This window comes from Meiothermus sp. CFH 77666, from assembly GCF_017497985.1.
Lineage (GTDB): Bacteria > Deinococcota > Deinococci > Deinococcales > Thermaceae > Meiothermus.
In genome coordinates, this window is sequence record NZ_JAGDFV010000007.1 from 53,046 (window position 1) to 74,946 (window position 21,901).

General features: G+C 63.5%; 21 protein-coding genes. 8 read left to right on the forward strand and 13 right to left on the reverse strand.

Translation table 11 applies throughout. The features are described 5' to 3' along the window. Positions 1-10: 10 nt before the first annotated feature. From J3L12_RS05435 to J3L12_RS05455, 5 genes are all read left to right on the forward strand, one after another. Positions 11-1,600 (forward strand): alpha-amylase family glycosyl hydrolase, encoded by a 1,590-nt coding sequence (locus J3L12_RS05435; protein ID WP_208014030.1) that lies wholly within the window; start codon positions 11-13, stop codon positions 1,598-1,600. Beyond that, positions 1,597-2,049 carry a low molecular weight protein-tyrosine-phosphatase gene (locus J3L12_RS05440; RefSeq protein WP_208014031.1) on the forward strand — a complete coding sequence of 151 codons (453 nt, stop codon included), beginning with the start codon at positions 1,597-1,599 and terminating at the stop codon, positions 2,047-2,049. Before J3L12_RS05435 ends, J3L12_RS05440 begins: the two co-directional genes overlap by 4 nt. Next, complete coding sequence (locus J3L12_RS05445) at positions 2,036-2,827, forward strand: fructosamine kinase family protein (protein ID WP_208014032.1); 792 nt, start codon at positions 2,036-2,038, stop codon at positions 2,825-2,827. The genes J3L12_RS05440 and J3L12_RS05445 overlap by 14 nt, the downstream gene beginning before the upstream one ends. A gap of 478 nt (positions 2,828-3,305) precedes the next feature. After that, a complete protein-coding gene (locus tag J3L12_RS05450; RefSeq protein ID WP_208014033.1) occupies positions 3,306-4,064 on the forward strand; it encodes a DUF4388 domain-containing protein in 759 nt (252 codons plus the stop codon). Between the two features lie 77 nt (positions 4,065-4,141). Beyond that, positions 4,142-5,248, forward strand: a complete 1,107-nt coding sequence (locus J3L12_RS05455) for a DUF11 domain-containing protein (protein ID WP_208014034.1) — start codon at positions 4,142-4,144, stop codon at positions 5,246-5,248. Positions 5,249-5,292: 44 nt separating this feature from the next. Here the strand turns inward: J3L12_RS05455 and J3L12_RS05460 are convergent, their stop codons facing one another. Both J3L12_RS05460 and glpK read right to left on the reverse strand, forming a co-directional pair. Further along, the gene (locus J3L12_RS05460) at positions 5,293-5,631 is read right to left on the reverse strand and encodes a dolichyl-phosphate-mannose-protein mannosyltransferase (RefSeq protein ID WP_208014035.1); all 339 of its coding nucleotides are present in this window, start codon (positions 5,629-5,631) and stop codon (positions 5,293-5,295) included. Positions 5,632-5,929: 298 nt separating this feature from the next. Next, the gene (gene glpK, locus J3L12_RS05465) at positions 5,930-7,420 is read right to left on the reverse strand and encodes a glycerol kinase GlpK (RefSeq protein ID WP_208014036.1); all 1,491 of its coding nucleotides are present in this window, start codon (positions 7,418-7,420) and stop codon (positions 5,930-5,932) included. Between the two features lie 71 nt (positions 7,421-7,491). Here glpK and J3L12_RS05470 point away from each other — a divergent pair, with 71 nt between their 5' ends. Both J3L12_RS05470 and J3L12_RS05475 read left to right on the forward strand, forming a co-directional pair. Beyond that, entirely contained in the window at positions 7,492-8,709 is a 1,218-nt protein-coding gene (locus J3L12_RS05470; protein WP_208014037.1) for a Gfo/Idh/MocA family oxidoreductase, read from the forward strand. 608 nt (positions 8,710-9,317) lie between these two features. Continuing rightward, on the forward strand, positions 9,318-10,670 hold the full coding sequence (locus J3L12_RS05475; RefSeq protein WP_208014038.1) for a hypothetical protein: 1,353 nt from the start codon (positions 9,318-9,320) through the stop codon (positions 10,668-10,670). Between the two features lie 126 nt (positions 10,671-10,796). Here J3L12_RS05475 and J3L12_RS05480 read toward each other — a convergent pair whose 3' ends face one another. The 11 genes from J3L12_RS05480 to J3L12_RS05530 form a co-directional block, all read right to left on the reverse strand. Beyond that, positions 10,797-11,786, reverse strand: coding sequence for a tagatose 1,6-diphosphate aldolase (locus J3L12_RS05480; protein ID WP_208014039.1), 990 nt, complete (start codon positions 11,784-11,786; stop codon positions 10,797-10,799). Continuing rightward, entirely contained in the window at positions 11,783-12,247 is a 465-nt protein-coding gene (locus J3L12_RS05485; RefSeq protein WP_347708847.1) for an NUDIX hydrolase, read from the reverse strand. The genes J3L12_RS05480 and J3L12_RS05485 overlap by 4 nt, the downstream gene beginning before the upstream one ends. Beyond that, positions 12,248-13,090 carry a PfkB family carbohydrate kinase gene (locus J3L12_RS05490; protein ID WP_208014040.1) on the reverse strand — a complete coding sequence of 281 codons (843 nt, stop codon included), beginning with the start codon at positions 13,088-13,090 and terminating at the stop codon, positions 12,248-12,250. After that, a complete protein-coding gene (locus J3L12_RS05495) occupies positions 13,084-14,415 on the reverse strand; it encodes a fucose isomerase (protein ID WP_243454971.1) in 1,332 nt (443 codons plus the stop codon). Before J3L12_RS05495 ends, J3L12_RS05490 begins: the two co-directional genes overlap by 7 nt. A gap of 90 nt (positions 14,416-14,505) precedes the next feature. Beyond that, the gene (locus J3L12_RS05500) at positions 14,506-15,333 is read right to left on the reverse strand and encodes a carbohydrate ABC transporter permease (RefSeq protein ID WP_208014041.1); all 828 of its coding nucleotides are present in this window, start codon (positions 15,331-15,333) and stop codon (positions 14,506-14,508) included. Positions 15,334-15,410: 77 nt separating this feature from the next. Beyond that, positions 15,411-16,316, reverse strand: coding sequence for a sugar ABC transporter permease (locus tag J3L12_RS05505; RefSeq protein WP_208014042.1), 906 nt, complete (start codon positions 16,314-16,316; stop codon positions 15,411-15,413). 103 nt (positions 16,317-16,419) lie between these two features. After that, positions 16,420-17,679, reverse strand: coding sequence for an ABC transporter substrate-binding protein (locus J3L12_RS05510; protein WP_208014043.1), 1,260 nt, complete (start codon positions 17,677-17,679; stop codon positions 16,420-16,422). After that, positions 17,676-18,674 carry an Ldh family oxidoreductase gene (locus J3L12_RS05515; protein WP_208014044.1) on the reverse strand — a complete coding sequence of 333 codons (999 nt, stop codon included), beginning with the start codon at positions 18,672-18,674 and terminating at the stop codon, positions 17,676-17,678. The genes J3L12_RS05510 and J3L12_RS05515 overlap by 4 nt, the downstream gene beginning before the upstream one ends. Continuing rightward, a complete protein-coding gene (locus J3L12_RS05520; RefSeq protein WP_208014045.1) occupies positions 18,671-19,597 on the reverse strand; it encodes a hydroxyacid dehydrogenase in 927 nt (308 codons plus the stop codon). Before J3L12_RS05520 ends, J3L12_RS05515 begins: the two co-directional genes overlap by 4 nt. A gap of 49 nt (positions 19,598-19,646) precedes the next feature. After that, on the reverse strand, positions 19,647-20,825 hold the full coding sequence (locus J3L12_RS05525) for a UxaA family hydrolase (RefSeq protein ID WP_208014046.1): 1,179 nt from the start codon (positions 20,823-20,825) through the stop codon (positions 19,647-19,649). Continuing rightward, positions 20,825-21,169 carry a UxaA family hydrolase gene (locus tag J3L12_RS05530; protein ID WP_208014047.1) on the reverse strand — a complete coding sequence of 115 codons (345 nt, stop codon included), beginning with the start codon at positions 21,167-21,169 and terminating at the stop codon, positions 20,825-20,827. The genes J3L12_RS05525 and J3L12_RS05530 overlap by 1 nt, the downstream gene beginning before the upstream one ends. 72 nt (positions 21,170-21,241) lie before the next feature. On the opposite strand from J3L12_RS05530, the gene J3L12_RS05535 reads away from it, so the two are divergent. Then, a complete protein-coding gene (locus tag J3L12_RS05535) occupies positions 21,242-21,892 on the forward strand; it encodes a GntR family transcriptional regulator (protein ID WP_208014048.1) in 651 nt (216 codons plus the stop codon). The last annotated feature ends 9 nt before the right edge of the window (positions 21,893-21,901 follow it).

Consider the following 21,901-nt stretch of genomic DNA (forward strand, 5'->3'; position numbering starts at 1 on the left):
GGAGCTTTGTATGGAATGGTGGAAAACCGCTAGCATCTATCAGATTTACCCGCGCAGCTTCCAGGACTCAAACGGCGACGGCATCGGCGACCTGCCGGGCATCCGCAAGCGCCTCGGCTATATCCGCGACCTGGGCTTCGATGCCATCTGGCTCTCGCCTTTTTACAAAAGCCCCATGAAGGACTTCGGCTACGACGTGGCCGACTACTGCGATGTAGACCCCATCTTCGGCACCCTGAAAGACTTCGACGGGCTGCTCGAGGACGCCCACCGGCTGGGCCTGAAGGTGCTGATCGACTTCGTGCCCAACCACACCTCCGACCAGCACCCCTGGTTTTTGGAGTCGCGCTCATCACGCGACAACCCCAAACGCGACTGGTACGTCTGGCGCGACCCGGCCCCGGACGGCGGCCCCCCCAACAACTGGCAAGCCTACTTCGGCGGGCCTTCCTGGACCTTCGACGAAAAAACCGGGCAGTACTACCTGCACCAGTTTTTGCCCGAGCAGCCCGACCTCAACTGGCGCAACCCCGAGGTGCGCCAGGCCATGTACGAGGCCATGCGCTTCTGGCTGGATAAGGGCGTGGATGGCTTCCGCATTGATGTGATCTGGCTTTTGGTCGAAGACGCCCTCTTCCGCGACGAGCCCGACAACCCCCACTACAAGCCCGGCGACATCGACCGCTTCCGTCACCTGCACATCTACCAGGAAGACCAGCCCGAGACCCGCGAGATTGTACAGGAGATGCGTGCAGTGCTGGACGAGTATCCCGGCCACCGGGTGATGGTGGGGGAAATCTACCTGCCCTACGAGCAGCTCATGCCCTACTACGGCACCCCTGAGAAACCCGGCTGCCACCTGCCCTTCAACTTCCACCTGATTTTTAGGGGCCTCTCCAACTGGACCGCCGAGAACATTCGCAGCATTGTGGAGGAGTACGAGCAGAGCCTGCCGCCCTTTGCCACCCCCAACTGGGTGCTGGGCAACCACGACCAGCACCGCCTGGCCACCCGCATCGGGCACGCCCAGGCCCGCGTGGCCGCCATGCTGCTCTTTACCCTGCGGGGCTCGCCCACCTGGTACTACGGCGACGAGATCGGCATGGTGGATGGGCAGATTCCCCCCGAAAAGGTGCAGGATCCCGCCGCCCTGCGCCAGCGCGGGGCCGCCGGTGAGCACGGCCTGGACCCGGGCCGCGACCCCGAGCGTACCCCCATGCAGTGGACGCCCCACGCCTACGCCGGGTTCAGTACGGTGGAGCCCTGGCTGCCCATCCATGCCGACTACCCCGAGCGCAACGTGGAGGCCCAGGACGCCGACCCCTTCTCCATGCTGACCCTGGTTCGCACCCTGCTGCTGGTGCGGCGGGAGACCCCGGCCCTGCTCGGCGGGGCCTACCAGACCTACAAGGCCCCCGAGGGGGTGCTGGCCTACCTGCGCGGGGGCGAGGTGCTGGTGGCGCTGAACTTTACCGGCGAACCCAGAAGTGTGTCCACGCCCGGCGGGGAGATTTTGCTTTCCACCCACCTTGACCGCTACGGAAAGGTGGAGAGGGTGCTCGAGCTCCGGCCCAACGAGGGCGTTATCGTTAAACTATGATCCGGGTGCTTTTCGTCTGTATGGGCAACATCTGCCGCAGCCCCATGGCCGAGGGCATTTTGCGCCGCAAGCTGCGCGAGCGCGGGCTGGAGGGGCAGTTCGAGGTGGATTCGTGCGGCACCGGCGGCTGGCACGAGGGCGAGCCCGCCGACCCCCGCACCGAGCAGGTTCTGGCGCGGTACAACGCCCTGTTCCCCCACACCGCCCGCCGGGTTCGCGCCGAGGATCTGGATTACTTTGATCATATCTTTGTGATGGACAAAGAAAACCTCTGGACGCTGGAGCGCATGTTCCCCGCACACCGGGGCAAGGCCCGGCTGCTCCTGGATTTGAACGGCGGGGGCGAGGTGCCCGACCCCTACTACGGCGGCCTGGAGCAGTTCGAGCAGGTCTACCGGATGCTGGATGAGGCCCTCGAGGTGTTTCTGCAAACCCATGCACCCCGCTGAACTGCTGCGCCAGGCCCGGCTCAAGGAATACCCCCTCCAGCCCCTGCAGGGCGGCGATATGGGCCAGGTCTGGCGGGCCGGGCCCTACGTGGTCAAAACCCACCCCAGCCCGCCCGCCGGCCTGTTCCAAGCCGAGGCCCGCGGGCTTTTTGCCCTCTTCCAGGCGGGTATTCGCGTCCCTGAGGTGCACTGGGCCAGCAACGAGGGGCTGGTTATGGAATACCTGCCGCCGGGGGAGCCGGACTGGGAAAAGCTGGCCCGGATGCTGGCCGGCCTGCACCGGCTGCGCCCCCCGGCCTATGGCTGGGACGACCGGGTCTTTCTGGGCCGGTTTGAGCTGCCGAGCGGAACCCAGAGCAACTGGCAAAGCTTCTGGCTCGAAAAGCGCATCCAGCCCCTTCTGGAAGCCACCTGGAACCAGTTGGGGCCGCTGGGGCCCCGGGTCGAAGCCCTGTTCAAGGAGCCCCTGCCCCAGGAAGGCCCGGCCCTGATCCACGGCGATCTGTGGCAGGGGAATGTGCTCCATGCCCAGGGAGGGCCGGCCCTGCTGGATCCCTCGGTCTGGTGGGGCGAACGGGCGGTAGACCTGGCCATGATGACCCTGTTCGGCGGCTTTCCGGCCCCGTTCTGGAAGATCTATCGCGTGCTCTACCCCATTCCCCCCGAGGTTGAACTGGCCCTTCCGCGCTACCAGCTCTACTACCTGCTGGTACACGTGCATTTTTTTGGCTCAAGCTACCTGCCCCTGCTGTTGCGCACCCTCGAGGCCGCCAAATAGCGCAAATACCAACCCTGGGCGTGTGGCCAGCTTTTAGCGATGCATGAAATGGGGGTAGGTGGTGGGAGGTGGGCGATAGGTTTCAACGTCTAAAACCTACCCCTTACCTCCCTCCTCGAAGGTGTTCAAGTAAAGTCGGCATAGAGCGCTCTTCGCATAAAGTGAGTCTCCTGAGCCTTAAGAATCCTCTGTCCCAAACAGAACAGTCGCCGCCCAGAAACTCGAAAACATGCGTCTGGCCCCAGACGCATTCTCGTTTTCGCGGGCGGCAAGGTCTGTGAAGGGCACAATAATACCCTTCACGTAACGATTTCTGGGTCAAATCCACCGTATTTCTCCCCCAGAGCCCCTATCCTCGAGGGTGTAGGCTACCCCTCAGGTGCGCCTGCCCGACGTCGCCTGCTACAATACCGGATACTTTTAGCACCACCTGGGGGTAACCTGCGCCAGTCTGCAAATTGCCCCCAATCTGCTTTCTATGGATGGTACCTTCGAGCTGCTGGGCCCCATCGAAATCCTGCAACTGCTCTCGCACGCCGGACAGACGGGGGCGTTCAAGGTGCCGGGGGGCGAGGTCTACCTCGAGCGCGGCCAGCCCGTACACGCCCAGTACAGGGGCAAAACCGGCAAGGACGGGCTGCTGGAGATTCTGGCTCTGAGCGAGGGCAAGTTTCGCTATCTGAAGGGCGAGCGGGCCAAACAGTCGAGCTTACAGGGTTCGCTGGATAACTACTTGCTCGAGGCCATCCGCTTCCTGGATGCCCGCCTCGACCTGAGCCCCTTCGACCAGGTGCAGCTTACCGATGCCAACCGCACCACCCACCTCACCCTTTCGCCCGACGAGTTCGAGCTGCTCCGGCACATGAGCAAGCCCATCAGCCTCTTCGACCTTGCGGCCATCAGCGGCATTTCCAGTGATGTGGTTCAGCTCAACATAAGCCGGTTGGCCCGGCTGGGGCTGGTGCAGATCACCGCCCGCACCCCGCGCACGGTGCGTCTGGTAGTGGGCCGCCTGGAGGGCTCGAGCGCAGCCCGCCTCGATACCGATCTTCTCCGGGCCTGGCGCAGCCATTTTGGCCCCTTCAGCCAGGTTGAAGTGCGCACCGAAGAACGCATCCTGCAAATGCCCGTCGAGGCCAGAAGCAACGTCGGGCCACAACTGCTGCTCTCCTCCGATGCCCTGTTCTTCTACAACCTGCGGGTAGGGCAGGAGGTGCTGGTCTGGCCGTCTTTGTAAACCCCACAGTCATCCTCCAGTCATGCCCTCCGGGATAACCTCTACCCATCGCAAACAAGCGATACAAGGAGGTACCGGTGAAACCACCCTTCCGCTTCAACCAACTGGCAGCCTGGGCCGCCGCGATGCTCTCGGCCCTGGGGCTGGCCGCCGCCGACCTGCGCATCTCAAGCTATGGCTACAACCCCAACATGACGGTCAACGCCCCCAACGGGTTTAGCGTCACCCTCGAGAACACCGGCCCCGACCCTGCCAGCAATGTGCGCCTCAAAACCACGCTGCCCGACGGAGCCGAGCTGATTCCCAGCGCAGGGTGTACACAAGCAGGCGCAGAGGTGACCTGCACCCTGCCCGACCTGGCGGTGGGGCGCAGCGTCTCGCAGAGGGTGCGCTTTATTCCGCGCAGCGTAGCCAAGGTGCGGGTGGAGTTCGAGGTTCTGGGTAGCAACGACGACAACCCCACCAACAACCGCGCGGGTTACGACGCCTACGTTTTTCCGCAGAACGTCCTCGAGGTCAAAGCGGGCAGCGCCAACCCGGCCCCCCGCGAAGCCAGCAAAGGGCAAAAGAACCTGCCGGTCTTGCAGTTCACCCTTACCAACAAAACCGAGTTCCCCGCCATTTTCGACGATGTGGATCAAAAACCCCCCATTTACGTGAACCGCATCTTCTTGAAGGCATCGGGCACCGGCCACGAGGCCAAAGACCTGACCGCCGTGCGGCTCTACGAAGACACCAACGCCAACGGCAGGGTGGATGCCGGTGAACGGCTGGTGCAAACCTTGGTGTTCCCCACAGACGACGGCACCCTGGTGCTGGGCAGGCCCAGCCTGTACCCGGACTCGCCGGAATCCCGGCAGGTCACCTACCTGGTCACCTACGACCTCGACGATCAGGTACGCCCGGGAAGCCTGGGCACCCTGGCCGCAGGCTTGGGTCTGGGCCTCCTGGCCCTGGGGTTCCTAGCCGGGGGCCCGGCCCAACGCCGCAGGCGGCCCCTCTTGTCGCTGATGATGCTCGCAACCCTGGTGCTAGGGGCCTGCACCCAGCCGGCCCCCTCCCAGCCCGAGCCCACCGCGTTCACCTACAGCCTGAAGGTCACCGTGGTGGAAACCGACAGCGCCTTCGACCTATTGGAAGGCACCTTGCCCATCGGCGGGGCAACCCTGACGGTAGCCCGGTAAAACAAGGCCCAGGAGCCATTCAGGCTCCTGGGCTGAGGGCTTTTTTAGCTTTTCTTGCCCAGGCGCTCCTGCGCAGCCTTGGCCAGTTCCTCGGCTTTGGCCCTGGCCTGTTCGGCGGCGTGCTGGGCCTGTTCACTCAGGTGCTTGAGCTGGTCGGGCACCCCGTCGCCGTCTTTGTCCAGGTTGGACTTGAGCTCCTCGAACCTGGCTTTGGCCTGTTCGGCAGCCTGTTTGGCCTGGTTCATGACCCCCTCGAGCTGATCCGGCACCCCGTCGCCGTCCTTATCGAGGTTAGCCCTCACCTCATTGAATTTGGCTTCAGCCTGCTTGAGAGCGTTTTCCGCCGCTTCGCGGGCCTTGTTGGCCAGTTCCCTGAAATCCATAATCGTCTCCCTCCGTTCTCAATCGTAGCACCCCGGTGTGACGGGGGTATGAAAGCGAAGGGTCGCACGTCCCAGGTCACAGGTTGCAGGCCCGATCGTCGTTTCGTTCCGGATTCAAAAGACAGTTGACAACCCCAAAAGTTCCGGAGGCTGTCTTTTTGAATCCTAGAGCACCCTCTCTAGCGGTCGGCGAAAAGAGTGTCTCCCGCTCCAAGGGGCGGTATCGCCCTCCACTACGCGTACAACTTCGGTCGGGTTGGTTCGTCCCCGCTCAGCAACTAACCAACCGAATCTGGTATCAGGCATCCACCCAGTTTTTAGCCCGCTCCACGGCCTTCTTCCAGCCGCCATACAAGCGCTCCCGCTCGGCCTGCGGCATGGCGGGCTCAAAACGTTTCTGCACCGCCCAGCGCTCGGCAATCTGCTCCTTGGAGAGCATCCCCACCCCCACCCCCGCCAGGTAGGCCGCCCCCAGCGCGGTGGTCTCGGTCACCTGGGGCCGCACCACCGGGGTACCTAGAATGTCGGCCTGAAACTGCATCAGCAGATCGTTCACGGTGGCCCCGCCATCCACCCGCAGCTCGGAAAGTTGCAGCCCCGAGTCGGCCTCCATGGCTTCCAGCACATCCCGGCTCTGGTAGGCAACGGCCTCCAGGGCCGCGCGGGCAATGTGGGCTTTGGTCGTCCCGCGCGTCAGGCCCACCAGCGTGCCCCGCGCGTAGGCATCCCAGTAGGGCGCGCCCAGCCCCACAAAGGCCGGCACCAGATACACGCCCTCGGTGCTTGGCACCTGGCGGGCCAGGGGCTCCACCTCGCTCGAGGTCTGGAGGATGCCCAGGCCATCCCGCAGCCACTGCACCACCGCCCCGGCCATGAACACCGAGCCTTCCAGGGCGTACTCGGGCGGCGCCCCTTCCAGTTGCCAGGCCACCGTGGTCAGGAGGCCGTGCTTCGACTCTACCTGCGACTGTCCGGTGTTCATCAGCATGAAGCAGCCGGTGCCGTAGGTGTTTTTGGCCATACCGGGGGTAAAACAGGCCTGCCCAAAGAGCGCAGCCTGCTGGTCGCCCGCCACGCCCGCAATCGGGATGGCCGCCCCAAATAGCTCCGGTACCGTTTCGCCCAAGAGCCCCGCCGAGGGCCGCACCTCCGGCAGCAGCGCTTTGGGAATGCCCAGAATGCCCAGCAGGTGTTCGTCCCAGCGCAGGGTGTGCAGGTTGAAGAGCAGGGTGCGCGAGGCGTTGGAGACATCGGTGGCATGTACCTGGCCCCCGGTCAGGTTGTAGATCAGCCAGCTATCGATGGTGCCAAAGCACAGCTCGCCCTTGCCGGCCCGCTCGCGCAACCCCGGCACGTTTTCCAAAAGCCACTTGACCTTGGTGCCGGAAAAATAGGCGTCCAGCACCAGGCCGGTTTTCTGGCGGAACACTCCCTCGTAGCCGCCTTTACGCAGGTCGTCGCAGATGGGCGCGGTGCGGCGGTCCTGCCAGACGATGGCCCGGTGTACCGGCTTGCCGGTGGCCCGCTCCCACAGCACGGTGGTCTCGCGCTGGTTGGTGATGCCCAGGGCCACAATCTCGCTGGGCTGGATGGCGGCTTGCTGGATGGCCTCGCGGGCTACCTGAAGCTGGGTCTGCCAGATTTCCAGGGGGTCGTGCTCCACCCAGCCCGGCTGGGGGAAGTGCTGCATGAACTCCTGCTGGGCCATGGCCCTGGGCTGGCCCTCCAGGTCGAACACAATGGCCCGGCTGCTGGTGGTTCCCTGGTCTAGCGCGAGGATGTAGGGCATAAAACCTCCTGTGCTCCGATTGTATCCCAAATCTATCGCAAAACAGATTTTAGATTTATAATCTAAAAAGCATGAAACGCAACAAGGAGTTCGCCAACCGGCTCCATGCCCTGTCGCCCAAGTTTGCCTATGTGCCGCAGGAAGACCGCTTCCTGATGAACCCCGGCCCCCTCAAGTACCGCTTCAACGTGATTGGGGTGGGGGTAAACGGCCAGGAGCACCTCAAGGTAACGCTGCTCGAGGGCCGCTGCACCATCCACGGGGTCTACGACCCCAACCCAAGCAGCGTGGAGGCCGCCAGGCGCATCAAGGCCCAGTTTACCCCCGAGCCCCTGGTGGTCTACGAGAGCCTCGAGGCCGCCTGCAACGACCCGGCGGTGGACGGCCTGATCATCTGCACCCCCAACCACACCCACCTCGAGGTGCTAAAGGTAGCCGTGCAGTCCGGCAAGCACATCCTGCTGGAAAAGCCCATGGCCACCAACCTGCCGGATGCCTACGAAATCTGGCAGATGGCGAAAGCCTACCCCAGGGTGCTCCAGATTGGCCTTCAGTACCGCTACAAGCCCATCTACGTCGAGGCCATCCACGAGGCCAAGGAGCGGCGCAGCCTGGGCGAGATCAAGACCCTGACCATCCTCGAGCACCGCGAGCCCTTCCTGGACAAAGTAAAGCAGTGGAACAAGTTCTCTAAGTACTCGGGCGGCACCCTGGTAGAAAAGTGCTGCCACTACTTCGATTTGTTCAACCTGTTTGCCGGGTCGCGCCCGGTGAGCGTGTACGCCTCGGGCAGCCAGGCGGTCAACTTCAAGGACTTCGAGTACGGCGGCGAGCGGTCAGACATCCTGGACAACGCCTTTGTGATTGTGGAATACCAAAACGGGGTGCGGGCCAACTTCAACCTGTGCATGTTTGCCCCCATGGTCTACGAAGAACTGGTCATCTGCGGCGACGAGGGCCGCCTCAAGGCCAGCGAGGGCGTGAACGGCCAGGCCTACTCCAAGTGGGAAAACTACCTCGAGGTGATTGCCCTCCCCGACCGCACCTCCCGCACCATGACCCCCAGCTACCCCGCCGTTATCGAGGAAACCGGCCACAGCGGGGCCACCTACTACGAGCACCTGCGCTGGATCGAGGCCATGGACGGCCAGCCCAGCTCCGCCGCCACCGCTGAAGAGGGCTTCTGGAGCGTGGTGGTGGGGGTGGCGGCGGAGGAGTCGGTCAAGCGGGGAACCAAAGTGATGGTGAAGGAGCTGCTCGAGGCCAACGGGCTGGGCCACCTGGCCTGACACCCAAACCCAGCGCACAGGTCAGTTACCCAAACCGCCGTCGCCCTGCTCTTGTTTCAGCTTCCAACCATAATCCGAAACGGAGCCGTCCCAGTAGCATCTCGAGCAACGCCCGTTCACAAAGGTATGCACGCAAGGCTCATAACCGTAGAGTAGATGCGCACATTCTGGGCACAAAGAATCCATGCGCGACGCGTCGACAAAGAACAAGCTTCCGCACTCATCGCAAGTTTTGAGGGGTCGGTTGGTCATGTTTGAGTGTGCCTAGTCTAACGCATAACCTGGGGAAGCACCGACAATGACTCTTATGGGGGCACAAGAAACACCATCTAGAATGCCTAATAAACCCTCCTCCGCCATAAAAAAAAGCAGAGGCACGGGAGAAGCGGACAGACGATACCACTAGAAAATGTTCCTGTTATTTCGCCATTCTCAAGAAGGTATCAAAGCACTTTTACCCAAAACCTGATCCGCTCTTCCAACCAGTATGCACCTCTAAACCCAGGCAATTAACGCTTTCTCATCCCAAGGGCCCCCAAACACCGTTCTGGTCATGCTTCAGTCATCCATCCTCGCGTAAGCTGGTAGCAAACCAAGGAGGTGTGTGGATGAAACTGCTGCGTGGCCTGGTGGGTGCAATTCTTCTGATGGCGTTCGGCTGGGGAGGTGCCCTGGCCGATACCTTCGACATCTTCGAGTACAGCCCGCCCCAGGGCTGGAAGAAGAGCAACCTGCAAGGGGGGGTCATGCTGGCGCTGCAAACCAAGGAGTCCTTTGGCAGCATTGTGCTGTATGCCAGTGTACCAGCGGGCAACAACCCCGAGCAAAACTTCAGGGGCGAGTGGAAGCGGCTGGTGGCCGAGGGTCTGGGGCTTTCGGGCGAGCCCACCACCGAGATGGGGCCGCCCAACGGCGACTACCAGAACCTGGCCGGGGGCATTGCGGCCTCGCAGGATGGGCTCAACTATGTGGTGCTGCTGTCCACCTTTACCGGCAACGGGCGCGTAGCCAGCATCCTCTACATCACCACCGACGAGAAGCTCTTCGACCTGTTCGACCGTTTCAACAGCTCGCTCAAGCTCAACAAGCCCAAAGCTGCCCAGGCCCCGCCGCAAAACGTGGCCCGCCCGCCCAGCAACGCCCCCGCCAACGTCCGCAGCATCTCCACCCCCACCACCCGCTTCAACGACGGCTGGGTGGCCACCATCGAAAACGGCTTCGTGCGGGTAGCTAAGGGCGACCTGGTGGTACTGCTCTACTACGGGATGCCGCTGCCCGAAAACATGTGGGTGACGGGCAACGAGCAGGACAGGGTCAACTACTACTGGAGCCGCCTGGTGGCTCCCCGCTACAAGGTGGACGAGCTCAAGGTGTTCAAGAACGACACCTGCTATTTCTGCCTCTACTTTGGCGAGGGCAGCGCCACCGAGATAGCCACCGGGGCCCGCAAGCACGTGGCGCTGTACATCGGCTTCGACAAGGGTCTGGGGTATGCCATTCAGGTGGTGGCCCCGAGCTTTGCCGCGTTCCAGAGGGAGTTTCCCAACATCGAGGCGGTGGGTAAGATGTACGGCTACAACAAGTTCGCGGTCAAGGCCGCCGACCTGACCGGCAAATGGACCTCGAGCAGTGCTGCCGCCGGGCAGTACTACAACTCGGTCACGGGAGCCTATGCGGGCATGAACGCGGTGAGCAAGTCCGATACCTTCACCTTCAACCAGGGTGGAACCTACAGCTCCAGCCACAGCGGGGCCAGCGGCTTTGTGGGTTCACAGCAGTTTTACTCGCAAAAGTACCAGGGCCGCATGACCCTGAGCGACTGGCGCCTAACCCTGACCAACCGCTTCAACAACAAGAACGAGGTGTTCGAGGCCTATTTCGAGATGACCGGGGCCGGGCCGGTGCTGCACCTGATTCAGGTGGATGCCAGGGGCATTCACTATCGGTTAACGCGGGAGTAATACCGTCCTTGAGCATTTTGCATGTCGTAGGAGGTGGGAGGTAGGGAGTAGGCATTGGAAAATACCTCCCACTTCTCGCCCCAGCCCATGCGTCGCTGAAAGTTGGTTATACGCCAAAAGTTGGTACTACCCGGCCACCCCGGCGAGCTGCCAGTCTGCCTCGGGGTACATGGGCTTGATGGTACGCAGGAGTTCGTTCAAGCGGTCAAGGGTCTCGAGGCCCTCCTCGCGCAACGCCTCGCGCACCCGGTTGCGGTCGGGGTAAAAGCGCAGGGGGTGCTGCCAGACCGCACGGCCTGCCAGGTAGCCCCGGGCCCCGGCGGCCAGGGCGGCCTCCAGCATCTGCACGAACTGATCGGCCCCCAGCCCCCCCGAAAGCAGCAGCCAGGGGGCGGGCAGCCGGGTGTATTCGCGCATATCGGCCTCGAGTTCGTCCAGCGAATAGCCGCTGCCGCCAAACTCCTTCACCAGCTCGGCGGCCCCCGGAAAGGCCAGCTTGTAGAGGTCCACATTAAAGCCAGGGTCGGCAAAGGCGGCGGCAATCTCCAGCGACATCTCGCGCAGCCTGGCCTGGTAGGTTGCGGCGTCCTCGCCGGGAAGGGGGTAAGGCAGCACCTCGAAGATGAACAGTCGGTCGGCTTTCCGGCACTGTGCCCCCACCTCGCGCACCAGGTTCATTTGGTGCTCCACCACCTCGGGGGGTGCATCGGGCCGGTGCCAGGCCAGAAGCTTCAGGCCATCGGCCCCCATCCGCACAGCCTGCTCCACGCTCCAGCCCGGAATGATTGCGCTCTTGCGCCAGCCCCCCTCCACGGTTTCGAAGCGGTGGTGCTCGAGGGTCAGCATCAGGCCGGTCTCGCGCGGCAGGGTGGGCATGGCTGCCGGAAAGGCGTAGTGCGGGTCTATCAAAATGCCGGTCACGGCGCGGCCCAGGGTCTCGGCCAGAAGGCCCTTTAGCTCGGTCACTTGGGGCCCTACCTGTTCGGGGTCGCGGCCCAGGGCCTGGGCCACCAGGTGCATCAAGGGGGGGCGCTGGTCAATGGCCAGGGTGCCAAACCGCATGGCCCCATCACCGATACGGGCAAACGCTCGAGCTTTGGCCGGGGTGGTTTTCATAGTTCTCCTCGCTCTACAGCTTGCTTAAGCAGTGCTAAAGCTTTTTGGTTAACCGGCCCCATCAGGGGCGGCAGGTCGTTCAGGGCAAAAAAACGCACCTCTTTGGTTTCTTTGGGGTCTGGGCGGAAAGCCTGGCCTGCATAACGGCCCAGGTAGATTGCACTCACGTTGTACACCTCGTCGCCATTGGGGTAGCGGTAGTAGTATTCGGGGCCGGAGAGCAGGGCAAAAAGCCGCAGCTCGCCCACCTCCAGGCCGGTTTCTTCCCGCAGCTCGCGTCGGGCGGTTTCTTCCAGGCTCTCGCCCAGCTCGCAAGCGCCTCCCGGCGTGGCCCAGTCGTGGGTATCGGTGCGGTGTTGCAATAGCACGCGGTTTTGTGCGTCCAGCAGCAGCACCCCGGCCCCCACCATCAGGAGGGGACGTGCGCCCACCGCCGCTCGCAGTTCGCTCAGGTAGCCCACTCAAGCCCCCAAAAAGGCCCGTACTTCCGCCAGGGTGGGCGGCTGGCCCTTGGCGCAGTGCAGGGCGGCTACCGCGCTGGCGAACTCGAGCGCCTCCACATTCCCTTTGCCCTCGGCCACGGCCAGCGTAAAGGCCCCGTGGAACACATCCCCGGCCCCGGTGGTGTCCTGCACGTGAACTCGGTGGGCTGCTACCTGCCCTCCCCCATACGCCACCCCCTCGGCCCCCAGGGTCACGGCGGCAAACACCCCCAGCCCCTGCAAGCGGGCCAGCAGGGCCTCGACCCCCCCCAGCTTGGCGGCCAGCTCCTCCGAGGCCACCACATGGGTGGCCACCTGGGTCAGCATCCAGTCGTCGTCGCGGTCGCGGTCGAGGTCGAGCACCACCGGAATACCCCGCTCCCGCGCGGCCTGGCCCAGCCCATAGCCGGCAGCAGCCCAGCGTCCGTCCAGCAGCAAAGCCCCCGCCCCTTTGAGCAGGCGTTCCTCGTTCAGCACCAGTTCCTCCGGCAGGGCAGGCCGGTAGGGAAAAATAAACCGCTCGCCCTCCGGCGTCACCAGCACCGCCGAGACCGGGGTGGCCGCGCCCAGCTGGAAGTGGGGCTTAACCCCTTCGGCCCGTAGCATCTCCTCCAGGCGCTCGCCGGCGGCATCGTCGCCCCGGCGGCTCAGCAGGTGGGCTTCGGCCCCCAGGCGGGCGGCAGCCACCGCCGCGACTGCTGCGGGGCCGCCCAGGGTCTCGCGGTAAGCCCGCACGCCAGTGCGGCTCTCGCGGGGGGGAAACGCTTCGATGTAGTAGCGCTGGTCGAGGTTGGCCCAGCCGATGGTCAGAACCTTCACCATACCAGTCTATGTTCCTCCGGGCGGGCGGGCAGCACCTCGAGGCCCAGCCAGGCACACATCTCCAGCAGAGCTTCCTCGTGGGCGCCCATGCCCACCGCCAGGTGGTGTGGGATGCGGTGGTTGAACCAGCTCGTCAAGAACTGCCGGGGGGTGAGGGGTTCGGTGGCCCAGGTGGGGCGGGTGAGGTATCCGGAGTCGCCGTCGTAGCCCTTCTCGCCATTCAGCAGGCCCCCATGCACCACCGCTTTGCGCCCTGGCAGCAGGCGCAGGCCGGTGATGGGCCCGGCTCGCAAGGGCATGTCGCGCACCGCCGGCAAGTTGCGGTTGAAGTGCGGCACCAGCCGGGTGGGGCCCCCGGCCCAGGCCTGGGGGGCCTCGCCGCCATGCCAGAGCATCACCCCTTTGGCTGAAAAGTGCGAGATGTCCAGCAGAATGGCCGGCTGGCCCGAGATGGCCTGCAAGGCCAGCATGCCCGCCAGGCCCATCACATCGCCTTCGGGGGCCAGGGTATAGCCCCGGTCGGCCAGGCGGGCCATGGCCGCATAGGCCATTACCCCCAGTTTGTCGGGAATTTCCGGCCACTCCCGCAGGGCTACCCCGTCGTAGGGCTGGGCCAGCTTCTCCAGGGCCAGCTCGAGGCGAAACAGCTCGCAGAGCGCTTCTACCGGGTATTCGGAAAGCTCGCGGAAGGCCGCCATACGCTCCGCAATCTCCGCTTCCGGTACGGCGGCCAGGGCCTCCCAGAGCTCCTCGAGGCTGGCCTTCTCTACCGTCAGGCCCGTCTCCGGCAGCGCTGAAAAGGCAAAAAACCCCGGTGCATGCCCGCCCAGGGCAAGCACCCGCCCCTCGCGCAGCACCTTTGCGCCGCGCAGGGCCTTCAAGGTGAGCTTCAGGCGGGCCTGGAACCAGGCATCCTCCACCGCCCCGTAAAACCACTTGGTCGGTTTGTGGGCCAGCGAAACCCCCAGGTTGAGCCCGCAGATGGCGTTCTGTGGCAAGGGCCCGCTTTCCCACACCTCGGGCAATGCCCAGAGCCCTACCGGGATGGGCAGCTCGAGCAGAGGCAAGAAAGCGTCGCCGGTAGCAAAAGTCACGTGCTGCACCAGGAGCAAGTCCAGCCCAGCAGCCTGCGCCGCACGGGCCGCCGCCTCGGCCTGGGCAGCCTCGGCCACCGGCTCCGACACATAAGCCAGTTCAAAGCCCAGCTCGCGGCCCAGGGCTTCCAGGGCTTCTTTGGAGGTGTGCTCGAGGCCAAACCGCGACCCCCGAAAAAGGGGCCGCACGATGGGAACTAAACCGATTCGTAGCATAAGCAGATGGCGCATAGCCGATAACGTATTGGCTGATAGCTGACAGCTGATAGCTGATAGCTGATGGCTATAGGCTATTAGCTATGGGCTATTGGCTATAGACCCTTATCCCTTCACCCCTCCCTGCGTCAAACCGCCCACCACCCGCTCCTGGAAGATGGCAATCACCAGCGCCACCGGCACCAGGGCAATCACCAGCGCCGCCGAGATGAGCGGCCAGGGAAAGCTGTACTCGCCCTGCAAAAACTGAATGCCCACCGGCAGGGTACGCATGGCCTGCGAGGGCATCAGGGTCAGGGCCAGCAGAAACTCGTCCCAACTGTTCACGAAGGCCAGAATGCTGGCAGTAAACACCCCCGGTGCCGATAGCGGCACCACAATGCGCCACAGCGCCCCCAGGCGGGAGCAGCCGTCCACCATGGCCGCAGATTCCAGATCCTTGGGAATGCCCTGAAAAAAGCTCACCAGCACCAGCGTAGCCACCGGAATCGAGAGGGCCGCATGGGGCAGAATCAGGGCGATGTAGTTGTTGCGCAGCCCCAGGGCCAGCACCATCTCGAACAAAGGCAGCAGCAAGGTGACCGTAGGGAACATCGAGACCCCCACCAGCAGGGAAAAAATCAGGGTCTTGTTGGGAATCCGCAACCGCGCCAGGGCATAGGCCGCCAGCGCCGATACCAACACGCACAACAGCGTAGCTCCCCCCGCCACAATCAGGCTGTTCAGGAAGTAGCGCATGATGGGCGCGTTGGTAAAGGCCTGCACGTAGTTCTGTAAAGTCGGGTTTTCCGGCAGCCAGGTGATGGGGATACGGGTCAACTCGCCCTCGGTTTTGAAGGAGGTGAGCAGAATCCACACCGCCGGGAAGAAGCCGTTGATCACCACAATGCCCGCCGCCACCCAGAGCCATATCCGAGGATTATCCCATTTCATACAGCCCTCCAGCAGGCGAGATGCCCAAAACCAAATACCGATCTGCTCGCTCGGAGCTTTTAGCCTCAGGCAGTTGGCTAGTCATCGGCCCCCCTCACATAGCGCAGATAAACCAGTGTGACCGCAAAGCTGATCAAAAACATCAGCACCGCTAAAGCCGAACCATAGCCAAAGTTCAGGTTTTCGATGCTCATAGTACGCACGTACATGGCCAGGGTCTCGAACGAGCTACCGCCGTTTTGCATGGCAAAGGGGATATCGAAGGTCTGAAAAGCGGTGATGGTGCGGAAGATGGCCGCTACCAGGATGGCCGGTAGCAAGAGCGGCAGGGTGATGCGCCAGAAGCTCTGCCAACGGTTGGCGCCGTCCACCGCCGCCGACTCGTAGAGTTCCTTGGGGATCACCTGCAAGCCCGCCAGCAGAATAAGCGCCACAAAGGAACTGCTTTTCCAGATGATGCTTATGCAGATGGCCCAGAACAATAGCTCCGGCGTGGTCACCCAGAGCAAACGCTCGCCGCCCAGGCGCACAATCACATCGTTAACGACGCCATACTGGCTATCAAAAAACCACCTGAAAATGAGCCCTGCGAACACCAGTGGCAGCGCCCAGGGCAGGAGCAAACCCAGGCGCACCGGCCATTTGACGCGAAAGGGCAGGTTGGCCAGCAAGGCCAGCAAAAGCCCCACCACCAGCGCTCCGGGCACCGTGACCAGCACAATCAGCAGGGTATTCCAGAGGGCCGTCCAGAAACGCTCATCCGCAAAGGCCTGCACGAAGTTCTGGAAGCCCACAAAAACCGGACTGTTGCCGGTCTCGTCGGTCAGGCGACGGCGAAAAAGACTGGTATACAAAAGCCGCCCCACCGGATACAGCGCCACCAGGCCCAGAAGCAGGGCTGCCGGAACCAGCAACCAAAAGGCCAGGGCGCGCTCGCTCAGGTCGCCAAAGCTACGGCGGATTCTGGACTGGGGCTGGGTCATAAGTCACATCCTTGGTTTTTGGGTTTGGAAAAGTCCACGGGAAGCCAACACAAAGGGCCTGAGCCGCAAAAGGTGGCTTCCCGTGGGAAGCTGGGCAAAACCCTTACCTACCGCCGTAGATGGCTTGCAAGCGGGTCACAATCTCGCGGGCGCCCTGCTCTGGGGTTTTTTGCCGGGCCAGCACCTGGTTGGTGGTTACACGGATGGCCTCGGAAATCTCGGCGTAGCGCGGGTGCTGCGGACGGGCCCTGGCGGCCTGTACCACCGGTAGGGCCTGACCAAACCAGGGGTTGACACGCAAAATATCGGGGTCGCGGTAAAGTGCTGGGAAGACCGGCAGGTTGGAGGCTTCAATGGCCAGAATCTTGGAGACCTCGGGGCTCGAGAGGAAACGCACCAGGCGGTGGGCCTGGGCCTTGTTCCGGCTGAAGTCCGAAACCGTCCACTGCCAGCCCCCCAGGCAACTGGCCTGACGGCCCCCGGCAAAGGCGGGCAGGGGCACCACGCCAATCTTGCCCTTGACCTGGCTGTCGGCATCGTTCTGGAATCTGTTCCAGGCGTAGGCAAACATGGTGCCAAACACCCAGCGTCCGGCCTGCATCTCGCTGCGGATGGTGTCCTGGGGTTTTTCGGCCATGTTGGGCGGCGAGACCTTCTGATCCATCAGACTGACCCAGAACTGCAAGGCGCGTTGGGCCTGCTCGACGGTGAGGCTAAACTGGCCCTGGGCGTTGGTGACATCGCCCCCAGCAGCCCATACAGGCAGCAGGAAGGTACAAACTGCGCCCTCGGCTGGCGCGCCAATGAAACCAATGCCGTTCAAATTGGGGTTACCCTCGCGCTGCAAAATGGTCTGGGCCTGCTGGATGGCCTCGTCCCAGGTGGTGGGGGGTTTGAAGCCGTACTTCTCCAGCAGGTCGGCCCGGTAGTAGAGGAACATGGCATCCGCGAAGCCCGGCAGGGCTACCAGCTGGCCGTTGATCACGTTGGCCTGCGAGTAAGCCGGCAGGTACTGGCGCAGGAGGGCCTGCCTCGAGGCCGCCGGCAGGTACTTGTCGATGGTGTCGGCCCAGCGGCTAGCCAGGTACTGGGCGGGCCGGATCACGTCAATCAGAATGACGTCGATGCTGGGGTCGCGCGAGGCCAGCACGGTGGTCAGGTACTGCTGCTGCTGGTCGGAGGTAGCGCCCCCTACCTCCACATCTACCCGTATGCCGGGGTTGCGCGACTGATAGAGGTCGAAAATTTTCCGCATCACATCGGGGCGTTGCTGCCCCCCCACAAACACCCGCAAGCGGGTTTGCTGCGCCAGCGCAGTAGATGCCAGCAACACAGCGACCAGTAGCCAAAAGAGCTTCTTCATGGGTTTCCTCCTCCTTGTAGACGCAAACCTAGTTTACCGAGTTCGGCCAGCAGCGTTTCGTTGACTTCCACTCCTTCTTGCATAGCTTTCTCTCGCAAAGCGGCTCGCCGAGCGCCGGGAATCCGGCCTCCGACCGCTTCAAGAGCCTTAATCAGTTGGGCCACCCGCGCCGCATAACCCGCGCCAAATGCACCGGGCTCGAGCGCCAGCAACAAAAGCCCTGGCTTGGCGGCCTGCTCGGGGGGCATCCAGGGCAGGGGCAGCTCGGGCGAGAGCACATCCCCCGCCAGCGCCCCGGCCAGGATTTCCACCAGCACCGCCAGGGCATATCCCTTCCCGTCTCCTATGGGAATCAAGGAGCCTTCCAGGGCGGCTTTGGCATCGGTGGTGGGGCGGCCTTCTTTGTCGAGCGCCCAGCCCTCCGGAATAGCCTCGCCTTTCTTGGAAGCAGCGATAATCTTGCCCCGGGCCACCACCGAGATAGAGGTGTCTATGATGACGGGCTGCGGGTAGGCAGGCGCACCCAGGGCGATTGGATTGGTGCCGAGCACCGGCCCCGGCGCAATGGCGGGTGGGGTGTTGGCAAAGGCCAGGGCCACCAGCCCCTGCTGGGCCAGCCGGCCCACGTAAGCCGACAAGACACCCGAATGCCCCGCACCGCGCACCGCCAGGGTTGCACTCCCCTGCTCCTTTACCATCGGGGCCAGTGCCCGCACCGCAAACAACCCGGCCACCGGCCCCGGCGCGTCATCGGCGTGCAGCACCGCCACCGCGGGCCTGGTGCGCTCCAGGCGCATCTGTGGCTTTGGATTGATCCCACCGGCCTGGAGCTGGGCGGTGTACTGGGCAATTCGAGTCAGCCCATGCCCCACGTTGCCCTCGAGTTCGGCCTCGAGGATCACCTCGGCCAGCTCGTCGGCATGGTCAAGGGCCAACCCCAGGTGGTGGAAGTGGCTCGAGACCGCCCGCCTTAGCTCGGCATAAGGAACCTTCATGCCACCCCCAAAAGATTCAACACGCCCTCGGCCACCCGCAGTCCCACCGCTTCCTGGGCCTCGGCGGTTAAGCCGGCCACATGGGGGGTTATCCACAGGTTATCCACACCCCGCAGCACGTGCTCCGCCGGCAGGGGCTCGGGGTCTACCACGTCCAGCACTGCTCCGGCCAGGTGCCCCGAGCGCAGGGCGGCCACCAGGTCGGCCTGGTTGACCAGTTCGCCCCGCGCGGTGTTGATCAGATAGCTGCCTTTGGGCATCCAGGCCAGGGTTTCGGCCCGGATCAGCGCTCGGGTCTCGGGCGTCAGGGGCGCATGCAGCGAGAGGAAATGAGCCGAGCGCAACACCTCTGTTGTGGAGACCAGACGAATCTCCAGGTCTTCCACCGCGCTCTCCCAGGGCAGGCGCATGGGGTCGGCGGCCACTACCTTCATACCGAAGGCCCGGGCCCGCCGGGCCACGCGCAAACCCACCTCGCCCAGGCCCACCAGCCCCAGGGTCTTGCCCGCTAGCTCGAAGCCCCCAAAGGCGGCGCGGTTCCAGCCGCCCCCGGCCACATGGGCAGCCCCCCCCGCGATGTTGCGGGCCATATGCAACATGGCCGCCAGTACGTACTCGGCCACGGCGTTGGCGTTGATGCCCCGGGCAAAGTAAAGCTGCACCCCCCGGGCCTTAAGGTCGGGCTGCACGATGTTATCCAGGCCCACCCCCAGCCGCCCCACCACCTTGAGGTTCGGCGCGGCGGCCAGCAGGTCGGCGTTCACAAGGGTCTGGTTGCGCACCACCAGGGCGGTTGCGTTCGCCAGCCTGGCCTTGAGGGCCTCGCGGTCCTTCCAGAGGTTGGGGTCGTAGAAGACCTCGAGGCCCCCCTGCTGGAGACGTTCCAGGCCGCTGGATGTGATGAACTCGCAAACGATGATCATAGCGTATGGCTCATAGCTGAATAGCGAAAAAAAGATTGTCGGCTATCCGCTAGGCGCTTGGGTACAGCTTTGTAATCACGAATTCGCTGTGCCGCAGCAACTCAGCAGCGGTCAGGCGTCCGTTGACGGTGCGGGCGAACACGTCCAGGATGCGGTCGGCAGCCTGATCCAGACTGATGTCACCCACCAGCAGGTCGGGCAGCTTTACGTCGATGTGTTCGCTCATGGTGGAACAGGTGATGGGGTTGGGCGAGACCTTGATAACCGGGATCAGGGGATGCCCCACAATGTTGCCCTGGCCGGTGGTGAAGAAGTGCAGCACGCTGCCCCCCGCCGCGCAGAGCGTGACCTGTTCAGCCCCCGCCGAGGAGCTGTTCATGAAGACCAGCCCCAGACCGGGCTTCACCGGCTCGGCGTAGTTCAGTACGGCGTTAACCGGGCGGGTGCCGGTTTTCTGGATGTTGCCCAGGGCTTTTTCTTCAATGGTGGAAAGGCCCCCGCGAATATTGCCCTCGGTGGGCTGGGAGCCCAGCAGGTCTACCCCCTGGGCCTCAATCATGGCGATGTAGTCGTTGTAGATCTGCATAAACTTGCGCTTCAGGGCAGGGGTGGCGCAACGGTTGGCAATCAGATGCTCCCCGCCGGTAAGCTCGGAGGTCTCGCCAAAGATGACCGAGGCCCCCATATCCACCAGTCGGTCTACCGCCCGGCCCTGGGCCTTGTTGCCCGCCAGCCCCAGGGTGGGGTCGGACTCGCCACACTTGATGGAGAGCACCAGTTCGGAAACCTCGATGGGTTCACGCCGCAGCTCGGAGGCATCCTGCACCATCTGGTAGGCCACCCGGCTGGCAGCGTTAATCACGTTGAGGTCGCCGTGGCGTTCGATGGAGAAGGTCTCGACGGGCTTGCCGGTTTTGGCAATGGCCGAGGCTACCCGGTCGGTCCATTTGGGCTCGATGCCGATCACCACCACCCCGTGCACGTTGGCGTTGGCCCCGTGGCCCGAAAGGGTGCGGAAGGTCAGCTCGAGGTCTTCACCAAACTGCAAGCGCCCGTAGGGGTGCGGCAGGGCGGTAGTGCCGTTGATCAGCCGGGCCACCCCCTCGGCGGCTGCGTTAGAAAGGTCGTCTACCGGCAGGATGAGCACATGGTTGCGTACCCCCACTGCGCCGTTGGGACGGCGGTAGCCGGTGAGCTGCATGGCTTTAGAAGGGCTTTTTCTGGCCATTAGCGGCCCCCTTTTGCCCGGCTCGAGGCCTTGGGCTTTGCGCTTTTGGCTTTCTCGCCGTAGTTCCAGCGCAGCGTGCGAATGTTGTGCACGTGCACGTAACCTCCCCTGGCCACGGCCTGGGTCATCTGGCCCACTTTCTCGCCGTACTCGATGACCACATGGCCCTTGGGCAAATCTTTGAGGGCCACTTTGTGCCCCAGGGGAACATCCTCCAGCAGCTTGACCTTGTGCGGCTTGCCGCCTTCCAGGCTATGGATGGTTAGCTCCTCACCGGCCTTCAGGTCGGCGACGGCGATTGCCACATCATCGGTGCTCTTGTGCGCTAAGGCTCTATGTGCCACAAACCCTCCTTTGCTTTGGTGGGATTTTATATCTAAAATCTTTTATGGTCAATGTGCTAAGCTAAAGTAAATATGGCGCTGGCGCGAACCACCCTCAACCGCGAAGCCTATAAAGCCCTCCGGGAGGCTATCCTGGCCCGCAAAATCCCGCCAGGGCAAAAGTTGGTGGTGCGGGTGCTGGCCGAAGACCTGGGGCTCTCCCCCACCCCGGTCAAGGAGGCCCTGAGCGCCCTGGAGCGGGAGGGGCTGGTGGTGGCCGTGCCCCACCGGGGCTACTTTGTCCTGGAGCCCAGCCTGGAAGACGTACGCGAAATTTACAGCCTGCGCGAGGTGCTGGAGGGGCTGGCGGCCCGGCTGGCGGTGGAAAAGAACGGCAAAACCCTCGAGCGTCGGCTTGAACGACTGTTCACCAAGCAGTGCGAGGCTGCCGAAAAAGGCGACATAGACACCTATGGCGACCTGGATCTGGAATTCCACCGCACCTTCTGGGAGGCCTCCGGCAGCAAGCGCCTGCTGGCCACCGCCGAGACCATAGACGGCCAGATTCGCATGCTGATCAACAGCTCCGCTGCCATCCCGGGCCGCCTGCCGCTCTCCCGCGCCGAGCACGAGGCCATTCTGCAGGCGGTGCGGAACAAGAACCCCGACGCCGCAGAAGCCGCCATGCGAACCCACGTTCGCAATGCAGGGCGGGCGCTGGAGGGTTTTTTGTTGAATAAATAGATAATCCTC